The following is an 11,144-nucleotide window of genomic DNA, read 5'->3' on the forward strand; positions in this document are numbered from 1 at the left end:
GAATCCGGCTGCGGCAAGTCCACCACCGCGCGGCTGTTGATGCATCTGATGAATCGCGACGCCGGGGACATCATCTATGACGGCATGACGGTCGGACAGTCGCTGTCGCTGCGTGAATTGCGCAGGGGCATGCAGATGGTGTTCCAGGATTCTTACGCCTCGCTCAATCCGCGCCTGACCATCGAAGAGTCCATTGCCTTCGGCCCGAAGGTGCATGGCATGGCAGACGCGGCCGCGCGTGGGCTGGCCCGCGAGCTGCTCGGCAAGGTCGGCCTCGTGCCTGCAAACTTCGCCAACCGCTATCCGCACGAAATTTCCGGCGGCCAGCGCCAGCGCGTCAATATCGCGCGTGCGCTGGCGCTGTCGCCGCGGCTGGTGATTCTGGACGAAGCCGTCTCCGCGCTCGACAAATCGGTCGAGGCGCAGGTGCTCAATCTGCTCGCCGATCTCAAGCGCGAGTTCGGCCTGACCTATCTCTTCATCAGCCACGACCTCAATGTCGTCCGCTACATCAGCGATCGCGTGCTGGTGATGTATCTCGGCGAGGTCGTCGAGCTCGGCCCGGTCGATCAGGTCTGGGACAATCCGGCCCATCCCTATACGCGGGCCCTTCTGGCTGCGATGCCGTCCTCCGATCCTGATAGCCGCACCGAGACGCCACCGATCTCGGGCGATCCGCCCAACCCGATCGATCCGCCGCCGGGGTGTCGCTTCCACACCCGTTGCCCGTTTGCGGAGCCGCTCTGCGCAAACGCGACACCAAAGCTCACGGCGCTGGATACAATGGGCCACCAAGCCGCGTGCTACATGGCCATCCCGGGATCAGGCCATAGCCGCGCGCCGCAGGAGGGACCAGCATGACACGACCGACGCCGAAAGCGATCAAGGCAACCGCTGAAGTCGCAGGCATCCCCGTGGATGAGGAGACCGCAACGCGCATCTCCAACTCCATCGGACCCGCCTTCGAGGGCTTTGCCGCCATCGCCGGCACGCTGCCGTTCGATCTGGAGCCGTCGCACTTCGTGCTCGCACAGACCGCGAAGGTGACGAAATGAGCCAGGACGTAGCCCTGATGACGCTCACCGAGGTCGCGCGCGCGATCGCGGCGAAGCAGGTGTCTTCCCACGAGGTGACGCGCGCGCTGCTGCATCGCATCGCGCAATGGCAGCCGCATCTCAACGCCTTCATGGCCATCGAATCCGAGGCCGCGCTGAAGGCCGCTGACGCCGCCGATGCCGAGCTCGCCAAGGGCAAGGTCCGCGGCCCCCTGCACGGCGTGCCGCTGGCGCACAAGGACATGTATTACGACGCCGGCCACGTCGCGACCTGCGGCTCCCTGATCCGACGTGATTTCGTGCCGAAGGTGACGTCCACCGCGCTCCAGCGCTTGAAGGATGCCGGCCAGGTCCGTCTCGGCACGCTGCACCTCGCGGAATTCGCCTATGGCCCGACCGGCCACAACGCCCATTACGGCGCGGTGCGCAATCCCTGGAACGTTGCACATATCACCGGCGGTTCGTCCTCGGGCTCCGGCTCCGCCGTCGCGGCGCGGTTGACCTATGCGGCGCTCGGCTCCGACACCGGCGGCTCGATCCGCTTCCCCGCCCATTTCTGCGGCGTCACCGGTTTGAAGACCACCGTCGGCCGCGTCAGCCGTGCCGGCGCGATGCCGCTGTCGCAATCGCTCGACACTGTCGGCCCGCTCGCAAGAACGGCTGAAGACTGCGCGTTGGTGCTGGCGCTGACGGCGGGCCTGGATCCTGAGGATGCCACCGCGAGCCACGAACCGGTGGCGGAGTACGTTGCTGCAACCAAGGGCTCACTCAAGGGCCTGAAGATCGGCGTACCCACGTCCTACTATGTCGACGATCTCGACGCCGAGGTCGCCCGCGTGCTCGATGAGACGATCGCGGTGCTCAAGCGGGAGGGTGCCGATATCGTCAAGGTCGAGCTGCCCGATCAGCGGCAATTGTCGGCCGCCTGTCAGCTCGTGCTGGCGGTCGAGGCGGCTGCCTTCCACAAGCGCTGGCTGATCGAGCGCCCGCAGGACTATGGCGCGCAAACCCTGATGCGCCTGCAGAACGGGCTGGCGATCCCTGCCGTCACCTATCTCGAGGCGATGCGCTGGCGCGGACCGGCGCTGGCCGCGCATAGCGCGGCGACCGCTGGCGTCGATGCCGTGATCGCGCCGGCTTCGCCGGTGCCGGCGCCGACCATCGCGGAGAGCGACGTCGGCGCTGGTCCTGGTGCCGGAGCATTGTTGCAGCGGCTGACGCTGTTCACCCGGACCATCAACTATCTCGGCCTGCCGTCGCTGACGGTGCCATCCGGCTTCACCAAGGGCGGCCTGCCCATTGGCATGCAGCTCATTGGCCGCTCCTTCGACGAGGCGACGCTGCTCACCATCGGCGCGGCGTTCCAGCGCGCGACCGATTATCATGCCAGGGTTCCAAAACTGCCGTCATGACCAAGCTCGTCGACATCTCCGGCCTCAACATCCGCTTCACCGGCGAGCGCACGGTTTTTGCCGTGAACGATCTCAGCCTCTCGCTCGGCGATGGCGAGGTGTTGGGCCTGCTCGGCGAATCCGGCTCGGGCAAGAGCGTGACCCTGCGGGCGCTGATGCGGCTGTTGCCGAAGAAGCGCACGCAGATCTCGGGCACGGTCAACGTCATGGGCCGCGACGTGCTGGCGATGGATGACGACGAGCTATCGGCTTTCCGCGGCCAGACCGTCTCGATGATCTTTCAGGAGCCGGCACTGGCGCTCGATCCCGTCTACACCATCGGCCGGCAGATCGCGGAAACCGTTGTTCGCCACGAGGGCAAGAGCTTTGCGGAAGGCCGCGCGCGTGCGCTCGAAATGCTCGAGGTCGTGCGCATCCCCTCGGCAAAACGAAGGCTCGATGCCTATCCGCACGAAATGTCCGGCGGCATGCGCCAGCGCGCCATGATTGCGCTGGCGCTCGCCTGCCGGCCGAAGATCTTGCTCGCGGACGAGCCGACCACGGCGCTGGATGCCACCGTCCAGATCCAGATTCTGCTGCTTTTGCGCGAATTGCAGCGCGAATTCGGCATGTCCGTGATCTTCGTGACCCACGATATCGGCGTCGCCATCGAGATCTGCGACCGCGTCGCGGTCATGTATGCCGGCCAGATCGTGGAGCAGGGGAACTTGCGCGACATCGTCCGTTCGCCCGTGCACCCCTACGCCAAGGGCCTGCTCGCCTCCACCATCCACGGCGCCAAGCGCGGCGCCCGCCTGGAGACCATCCCCGGCACGCCGCCCTCGCTCGCCGAGAAGCCGCACAACTGCTCCTTCGCCCCCCGCTGCAAGCAGGCCGAGCCGCGTTGCGTCGAGAAATTGCCGCCGAATGTCGAAATCGCCCCCGGAAGAGCAGCCCGCTGCGTGCTGGCGGCGCGGGAAACGCTTCCGACCTGACGCGCGCCTCGCGCCCAAAATCCTCTGCACCGGCATGAGCTTGTCGCGGCCCACCGCGCGCATCGCGCTCGGGCCGGTTCTACGGTGCATGGGGTTGTTTTCGTCGCCTTTATTCGGTGAGGGCCGACCGGATCACATTCACACCCCGTTCATGCCGGTTCCCGTTCCATGCCGGCCGTTCATGGAGAGGGACTGACTTATGTACATTTCCAACCAAGGCCTGCTCGTCATCCTGTTCGTCGGCCTGGTGGCCGGCTGGCTCGCCGGCAAGATCGTGCGCGGCACCGGTTTTGGCATCATCGGCGACATCCTGATCGGCATCGGCGGCGCGCTGGTGGCGAGCTTTCTGTTCCCGAAGCTCGGCATTCACATCGGCACCGGGCTGATCTCGGAGATCATCTATTCCGCGATCGGTGCGGTCATTCTGCTGCTCGTGGTCCGGCTGGTTCGCGGCGGGGGCCGGTTCTAGCGCGGCTCGATCTCCGCCCCGCCGCGATGTCCTGAAAATTTCATCGCGGCGGGCGCAAGACTGTGAGATTCCGGACTTGCGCCGGTCCCCGGCTGCGGTAGAGCTGGCGGGCTTCAAGGTTAATTGCACTGCGTTTGGAGCGGGGTCGAAAACCCGGTATTAATCTCGGCCCAGTAGCCCTAGAATTGCTTGCGAAATCAGGGGTTTTCCCTCCTGAGCGGTTTTGACCAACAGATCGAAAAGAGACCAGGCTGATGGCAGCGGTTCCCGGCGTGCGCCGTTCCGAACTCGGTGACGCCTTGCGGGCCTGCCGCGGCGCGTTCGTCGGCGTCGGGCTGATGAGCTGCATGATCAACCTGCTGTATCTGACCGGGTCGATCTTCATGCTCGAGGTCTACGACCGAGTGCTGCCGAGCCGCAGCATCCCGACGCTGGTCGGCCTCATCATCCTCGCCGGCGGCCTCTACATCGCGCAGGGCGTGCTTGATCTGCTCCGCGGCCGCATCCTCGGCCGCATCGGCACCGCGCTGGACGAGGCCCTGAACAAGCGTGTGTTCGACACCGTCGTGCGCCTGCCGCTGCTGGTCGGCGGCCGCAACGAAGGCCTGCAGCCGCTGCGCGACCTCGACAACGTCCGCGGCTTTCTAGGCGGCATGGGGCCGAGCGCGTTCTTCGACCTGCCCTGGCTGCCGCTCTATCTCGCCATCTGCTTCGCCTTCCATGTCATGATCGGGCTCACCGCGCTGGTCGGCGCCATCATCCTGGTCGGCCTGACCCTCGTCACCGAATTCATGTCGCGCCAGCCGGCGCGCGAGGCGATGACGCTGGCCGCCCGCCGCAACGACCTTGCCGCCTCCAGCCGCCGCAACGCCGAGGTGCTGGTGGCCATGGGCATGGCCGGCCGGCTCAATGCGCGCTGGAGCGAGACCAACGAAAAATATCTCGACGGCAATCAGCATGCGAGCGACGTCGCCGGCGGCTTAGGTGCCGTCGCAAAGGTGCTGCGCATGATGCTGCAATCGGCGGTGCTCGCGGTCGGCGCCTATCTCGTCATCCACCAGGAGGCGACCGCCGGCATCATCATCGCCGGCTCGATCCTGTCGGCCCGCGCGCTGGCGCCGGTCGATCTGGCGATCGCGCATTGGAAATCCTTTGTCGCCGCGCGGCAGAGCTGGCAGCGCCTCAATCGCCTGCTGGAGCAGATACCGCCACAGACGATGCAGACCCAGCTGCAGGTCCCCTCCAGCAAGCTGTCGGTGGAAGCCGTCAGCATCGTGCCGCCCGGCGACCAGCGCGTCATCGTGCAGGACGTGACCTTTGCCCTCGACGCCGGCAGCGCGCTTGGCGTGATCGGACCGAGCGGGTCCGGAAAGTCGTCGTTGATCCGCGCGCTGGTCGGCGTCTGGCAGCCGGTCCGCGGCAAGGTGCGGCTCGACGGTGCCGCGCTCGACCAGTGGACCTCGGACGTGCTCGGCCGCTACGTCGGCTATCTGCCGCAGGACGTCGAGCTGTTCGCCGGCACCATCGCCCAGAACATCAGCCGCTTCGATCCCGAGGCGACGTCTGAAGGCATCATCGCGGCGGCCAAGGAAGCCGGCGTGCATGAGATGATCATCAAGATGCGCGAGGGCTACAACACGCAGGTCGGCGAGCAGGGCACCGCGCTCTCCGCAGGCCAGGCCCAGCGCGTGGCGCTGGCGCGCGCGCTCTACGGCAATCCGTTCCTGATCGTGCTCGACGAGCCCAACTCCAATCTCGACACCGAGGGCGACGAGGCACTGACGCGCGCCATCCGCGCCGCGCGCGAACGCGGTGCCATCGTCGTCGTGGTCGCGCACCGGCCGATCGGCGTCGAAGCCGTCGACCAGATCCTGGTGCTGCGCGACGGCCGTGTGCAGGCCTTCGGTCCGAAGGAGCAGGTGCTGTCGCAAGTGCTGCAGCCGCGCGTCGCGCCGCCGGCCCCGATCAAGATCGTCAGCGAAGGCGGAGTGGCCAAACCATGACGCCGCGCGCACCAGTGTTTCGTCTCCCTCGCCCCGCTTGCGGGGAGAGGGTTGGGGTGAGGGGGAGTCTCCACGGGGGCGGTGAGAGTTGGACTCGCGGAGAGTCCCCCTCACCCGAATTCGGGCGTAGCCCGAATTCGACCTCTCCCCGCAAGCGGGGCGAGGTGAAGACCTCCGTGGTGGAGTACGTACGATGAGCACGATGGCGCTTCCGGCTGCAAAACCTGCGGCGAAGAAAACCGCGCGGCAGTCGATCCGTTCGCACCTCATGATCGGTCTTGCGATCGTGCTGCTGCTCGCCGGCGGGCTCGGCGGCTGGGCCTCGACGGTCCTGATCTCGGGCGCCTTGATCGCGCCCGGCCAGGTCGTGGTCGAATCCAACGTCAAGAAGGTGCAGCATCCGACCGGCGGCGTGGTCGGCGAGGTGCGCGCCCGCGACGGCGACGTGGTCAAGGCCGGCGATATCGTGGTGCGGCTCGACGACACCGTCACCAAGGCGAACCTTGCCATCGTCACCAAGAACCTCGATGCCGCCATGGCGCGCGCGGCGCGGCTCCAGGCCGAGCAGCGCGGCGTTTCCGGGATCACCTTCCCGCAGGCGCTGCTCGACCGTGCCGGCGATCCCGACGTGGCGATCCTGCTCGACAGCGAGAACAAGTTGTTCGACGTCCGCGTCAACGGCCGTGCCGGCCAGAAGGCCCAGCTCAACGAGCGCATCACGCAGTTGAAGGAGGAGATCTCGGGTCTCAGCGCCCAGGAGAAGGCCAAGGATCAGGAAATCGCGCTGGTGCAGAACGAGCTCACCGGCGTGCGCGAACTCTACGACAAGCGCCTGGTGCAGATCTCGCGCTTGACCCAGCTCGAGCGCGACAGTGCGCGCCTCAACGGCGAGCGCGCGCAATACATCGCCTCGCGCGCCCAGGCCAAGGGCAAGATCACCGAGACCGAGCTGCAGATCATCCAGGTCGACAAGGACGTGGTCAGCGAGGTCTCCAAGGATCTGCGCGAGACCAATGACAAGATCGGCGAGCTGATCGAGCGTAAGGTCACCGCCGAGGACCAGCTTCGCCGCGTCGACATCCGTGCGCCGCAGGACGGCATGGTGCTGCAATCGACCGTGCACACGGTCGGTGGCGTCGTCACCGCCGGCGATGCCATCATGCTGATCGTGCCGCAGGCCGACGACCTCCAGGTCGAGGCCAAGGTCAACCCGATCGACATCGACAAGCTTCAGATCGGCCAGAAGACGCTGCTGCGCCTGTCGGCCTTCAACCAGCGCACCACGCCGGAGCTCAGCGGCGTGGTCACCCGCGTCTCGCCCGACGTCACCACTGACCAGCGCACCGGGCAGAGCTACTACACCATCCGCGTCTCGATGCCCGCGGAAGAGGTCGCCCGCCTCGGCGACGTCAAGCTGATCCCGGGCATGCCGGTGGAAGCCTTTGTGCAGACCGGCGACCGCACCATGCTGTCCTACCTGATGAAACCGCTGCACGACCAGCTGATGCGGGCATTCCGGGAGAAGTGACCTGAAGGGAACCGGGCGCATACGCTCCCGTCATCCCCGGATCCATAACGCGGCCTGACGTCTCCGTGAGCAAGACGCCTCTTGCGGAATATCGCTGCCGACGCAGGGTTATCACCTCGTCCGGGGCGGACATGTCAGGGAATCCGGAGTTGCAAATGTTCAATCTTGCGATGAGGCTCGTTGCGCTTGGAGGCTTCCTGGTGGCGCTGGTCGCTGCACCCGCCGTCACGCCGGTGCGGGCCGCGGGCGGTGGGCCGGGCGGCGAAGATCCGTTCAGCAAGCCCTCCGGTAATTCGGCCGCGCCATCCCCGTCGCCGTCCTATCCGAAACGTTCCAGCACCAAGCCGCCGCAAAAGGCCAAGAAGCCCGACAACCAGTCCAGCATCGGCGATCCCGCGTTCGCGGCCGGCTATCGCGCGGCCTATGAAACCATCTACGACCGCAACGACTATGCGGATGCGATCGTGCAGTTGCGGGCGCTCGGCCACGACGACTATCCAAACGTTGCCAATCTCATCGGCTACTCCTACCGCAAGCTCGGCGACTACAAGCTCTCGCAGGTCTGGTACGAGCGTGCCCTGAAGGCCGATCCGAACCACGTGCTGACCTGGCAGTATTACGGCCTGTGGCAGCTCGAGCAGGGCAATCGCGAGCAGGCGATGTATCATCTCGACCGGATCGCCGCGATCTGCGGCACCGGTTGCGAGGAGTACAAGTCGCTCGCGGCTGCGCTCGAGAAGCCGACCGGGGCGGTGCTGGTGTACTGAGCTCCGGGGGGTGTGAAGACAACTCGCCCGTCCGGCGAAGGAATCGGGCGGGAACGGGCCGGTTTGCCCATCCCCTGCCATCATTGCCCGCATTGTCGTATCCTGGCGCAGGGGGACGCCGGGGATGCCGCTGACGCGCGACAAGATCATAGGCCACGACATCGAGCGCCTCGCGTTCCGCTTCACCATGCTCAGCGACAACGAGATCGTGCAGTGCCAGATCAGCGACGCCGCGATGGATGACCTCGCAGGCATGAAAGGCACCGAGACCAGCGCGCGGCAGGCGCAATTCCTCTTATTGCGCGACACCGTCGAGCGGATCGCCTCCGATCTCTACGACGAAGCCCCGCGCTTCAAGGGGTTTGTCGTGCGGATCTTTACGAAGCATCTGGGAAGATAGCCGGACAAGCCCGCAACTTGCGATGGCTTCGAAAGGCTTCATTAAGGGCAGCCTGTAGTTGCATTGGATGGTGGCGGCGCGGCGTGAGACTATGCCGCGCGGTAGCCCAGGCCATAACTCTCGCATGACCAGACGATCCATATTGCTGTTCGTAGCCGTCACCCTGCTGGCCGGAAACCTGGTGTATGTGCACCTCACCGGGCCAAGCGCGTTTGCGCGCGATTTCGATCAGAACATCGCGCGCTTTCCGTTGGCCGCATCGATTGCACGCAACGATCCAAATCTCAGAGATGTCTTCCTGCGGCGGACTGAAGGGGCGTTCAACGAGGGCGGATGGCGCGCCGCCAAGGGTGCGCTCAATATGATTCTCGCGGCCGAGATGGAAGTCTATGCCGACGATGAGCACATCAACGCCGTAGGCCGTGCGGAATTGGCGGCCCTCCTGAAGCTTGCGAGCAATCCATTGGCTTGCAAGTCCTATCTGTTGGCCGGGTTTGAGCGCGGTGAATTTCGAGAAGCAGCGCAAGAGTTTGCGGACCTTGCGTCGGCACATGGGGCAGCGATCAAAAACGGCTTCGAGCGCAAGGTGAATGGCGTTGCCAGGACACAGGCGAGCGACGCGGAGATCATCGCGATCGAACGGCAATTGGGTCTGGGACCATTCGCGGAACTCACCCGGCAGGAACTAGGGGCTCAGGCAAAATATCTCGGCGGAAACCCTGATCGCATGTGCAGCGCGGCCATCAAGAAGCAGCTCAATCTGCTTTCAGGCGACAGTCGTGATGTTGCTCACGTTTCGCGGATACGCAGAGCCGGCTCGGACAAGATTGATATTGCCGCGGTTCTCGCGAAGCTGTGTCGGGAGCCCGGCAACGGCTTGTCTTGCGATGGCACGTGACGCCAATCCCGAGGACCGACTTCGTGGATGGCCGGGACAAGCCCGGCCATGACGATGCCGCCGCAGCTCACCCCTCCAAATTCTTCAGCAACAGCTTCAGCGCCGTGCCGGCAAACGCCTGCATGTTCGCAAGCCGGTCGTTGCTGCCGGTTTCCAGCGTGATCACCTCCGATGCACCGCCGGCGACCGCCATGCAGCTATGGCCGGCGGCGTCGCCGTAGCGGTTGCCGGTCGGCCCCGCCGCACCGGTTTCCGACAGGCCCCAGACGGTGCCGAAGCGGCTGCGCATCTGTTCGGCGAGCAGTCTTGCGTAGGGCTCCGACGAGGATCGAAAGCCCTTCATTCCTTCGTCCGAAATATCCATCAGCACACGCCGTGCATCGCGGGTGTAGACCACCGCGCCGCCGAGGTAATAGGCGGACGCGCCGGGTACCGCGAGCAGGCTCGCCGAGATCAACCCGCCGGCCGAGGATTCCGCGACCGCAATGGTTTCGTTGCGCGCGATCAGTTTGGCCGCGACCTGTTCCGCAATCCCGACGAGTTCTTTCATGTCTGCCTTCCCTGCAACCGAGTTGCACCCTCTTAGCATATGAGCCGGGCTGCGACCCACGTTGCAGGCGCTGGCCGGGCCTGCTTCAATGCGGGCAACAACCAGCGCGGCCCGTGCCCGCGCGAGAGGAAGCGTCATGACGTCCCCGATCGCCGGCGGTGTGGATTGCGACGTGCATCCGGCCGTCCCGCATCTCACGAGTCTCTTGCCGTATCTGAACGATTACTGGCGCGACCAGGTGACGACGCGCGGGATGGTGGATCTGGTCTCGCAGTCCTATCCGAGCCATTCGCCGATCACGGCGCGGCCGGACTGGCGGCCCGAGCGGGGCAAGCCGGGCGAGCACCTCGAAGACCTGCAGCGTCATGTGCTCGATCCTTTCCAGCTCTCCTATGCGATCTGCAATCCGCTCTACGGCGTGCAGATGGTATTTTCCGAGGACATGGCGGATGCCTTCTGCCGCGCACTGAACGACTGGCTCGCGAAGGAATGGCTCGACCGCGACCCGCGGCTGCGCGGCTCCATTGTCATTTCCTTGCAGAGCATTGAAAAGGCCGTCGCCGAGATCGAGCGCTGCGCAAAAGATCCGCGCTTCGTCCAGGTGCTGTTGCTTGTCATGGGCGACACGCCGCTCGGCAAGCGCGCTCTGTGGCCGATCTACGAAGCGGCGGAACGGCTGGGACTGCCGATCGGGGTTCACGCCGGTTCCGCCTATCACAACCCGCCGACCGCCGTCGGCTGGGGTTCCTATCACATCGAAGATTATGTCGGGCAGGCGCAGGCGTTCCAGACCCAGCTCACCAGCCTGATCGTGGAGGGCGTGTTCGCGCGCCACCCGCGGCTCAAAATGGTGATGCTGGAATCCGGCTTCACCTGGCTCGCGCCCTATGTCTGGCGGCTGCACAAGTTCTGGCGCGGCGTGCGGATGGAGACGCCCTGGGTTGATCGCGCGCCGATGGAGATTGTGCGCAGCAACATTCGCTTCTCGTTGCAGCCGGTCGATGCACCGCCGGAACTCGAAACGTTAAATCGCCTGATTGACCATATGCAGTCGGATGAATTGCTCCTATTCTCCACCGACTATCCGC

General features: G+C 65.4%; 12 protein-coding genes. 11 read left to right on the forward strand and 1 reads right to left on the reverse strand.

What is annotated here, in order from left to right; translation table 11 throughout:
- The 10 genes from C2U70_RS30340 to C2U70_RS30385 form a co-directional block, all read left to right on the forward strand.
- Positions 1-861: ABC transporter ATP-binding protein (locus C2U70_RS30340; protein WP_140982308.1), on the forward strand; the 861-nt coding region annotated here is incomplete at its 5' end.
- On the forward strand, positions 858-1,055 hold the full coding sequence (locus C2U70_RS30345) for a hypothetical protein (RefSeq protein ID WP_140982309.1): 198 nt from the start codon (positions 858-860) through the stop codon (positions 1,053-1,055). The genes C2U70_RS30340 and C2U70_RS30345, both read left to right, overlap by 4 nt.
- Positions 1,052-2,467 carry an amidase gene (locus C2U70_RS30350; protein ID WP_140982310.1) on the forward strand — a complete coding sequence of 472 codons (1,416 nt, stop codon included), beginning with the start codon at positions 1,052-1,054 and terminating at the stop codon, positions 2,465-2,467. The genes C2U70_RS30345 and C2U70_RS30350 overlap by 4 nt, the downstream gene beginning before the upstream one ends.
- On the forward strand, positions 2,464-3,441 hold the full coding sequence (locus C2U70_RS30355; RefSeq protein WP_140982311.1) for an ABC transporter ATP-binding protein: 978 nt from the start codon (positions 2,464-2,466) through the stop codon (positions 3,439-3,441). The genes C2U70_RS30350 and C2U70_RS30355 overlap by 4 nt, the downstream gene beginning before the upstream one ends.
- Before the next feature lie 199 nt (positions 3,442-3,640).
- The gene (locus tag C2U70_RS30360) at positions 3,641-3,910 is read left to right on the forward strand and encodes a GlsB/YeaQ/YmgE family stress response membrane protein (protein ID WP_140982312.1); all 270 of its coding nucleotides are present in this window, start codon (positions 3,641-3,643) and stop codon (positions 3,908-3,910) included.
- A 254-nt stretch (positions 3,911-4,164) separates the two neighbouring features.
- Positions 4,165-5,913, forward strand: a complete 1,749-nt coding sequence (locus C2U70_RS30365) for a type I secretion system permease/ATPase (RefSeq protein WP_140982313.1) — start codon at positions 4,165-4,167, stop codon at positions 5,911-5,913.
- 193 nt (positions 5,914-6,106) lie between these two features.
- A complete protein-coding gene (locus tag C2U70_RS30370) occupies positions 6,107-7,441 on the forward strand; it encodes an HlyD family type I secretion periplasmic adaptor subunit (protein ID WP_140982314.1) in 1,335 nt (444 codons plus the stop codon).
- 155 nt (positions 7,442-7,596) lie between these two features.
- On the forward strand, positions 7,597-8,208 hold the full coding sequence (locus C2U70_RS30375; RefSeq protein WP_140982315.1) for a tetratricopeptide repeat protein: 612 nt from the start codon (positions 7,597-7,599) through the stop codon (positions 8,206-8,208).
- A 124-nt stretch (positions 8,209-8,332) separates the two neighbouring features.
- Complete coding sequence (locus C2U70_RS30380; protein ID WP_140982316.1) at positions 8,333-8,608, forward strand: DUF1488 family protein; 276 nt, start codon at positions 8,333-8,335, stop codon at positions 8,606-8,608.
- Between the two features lie 124 nt (positions 8,609-8,732).
- Positions 8,733-9,506, forward strand: coding sequence for a hypothetical protein (locus C2U70_RS30385; RefSeq protein ID WP_140982317.1), 774 nt, complete (start codon positions 8,733-8,735; stop codon positions 9,504-9,506).
- Positions 9,507-9,573: 67 nt separating this feature from the next.
- Here the strand turns inward: C2U70_RS30385 and C2U70_RS30390 are convergent, their stop codons facing one another.
- Positions 9,574-10,056, reverse strand: a complete 483-nt coding sequence (locus tag C2U70_RS30390; RefSeq protein ID WP_140982318.1) for a CinA family protein — start codon at positions 10,054-10,056, stop codon at positions 9,574-9,576.
- A gap of 136 nt (positions 10,057-10,192) precedes the next feature.
- On the opposite strand from C2U70_RS30390, the gene C2U70_RS30395 reads away from it, so the two are divergent.
- The coding region (locus C2U70_RS30395) for an amidohydrolase family protein (protein ID WP_140982319.1) at positions 10,193-11,144 on the forward strand (952 nt) is incomplete at its 3' end.

Origin of the sequence: Bradyrhizobium guangdongense (assembly GCF_006483445.1) — a bacterium.
Classification (GTDB): Bacteria; Pseudomonadota; Alphaproteobacteria; order Rhizobiales; family Xanthobacteraceae; genus Bradyrhizobium; species Bradyrhizobium guangdongense_A.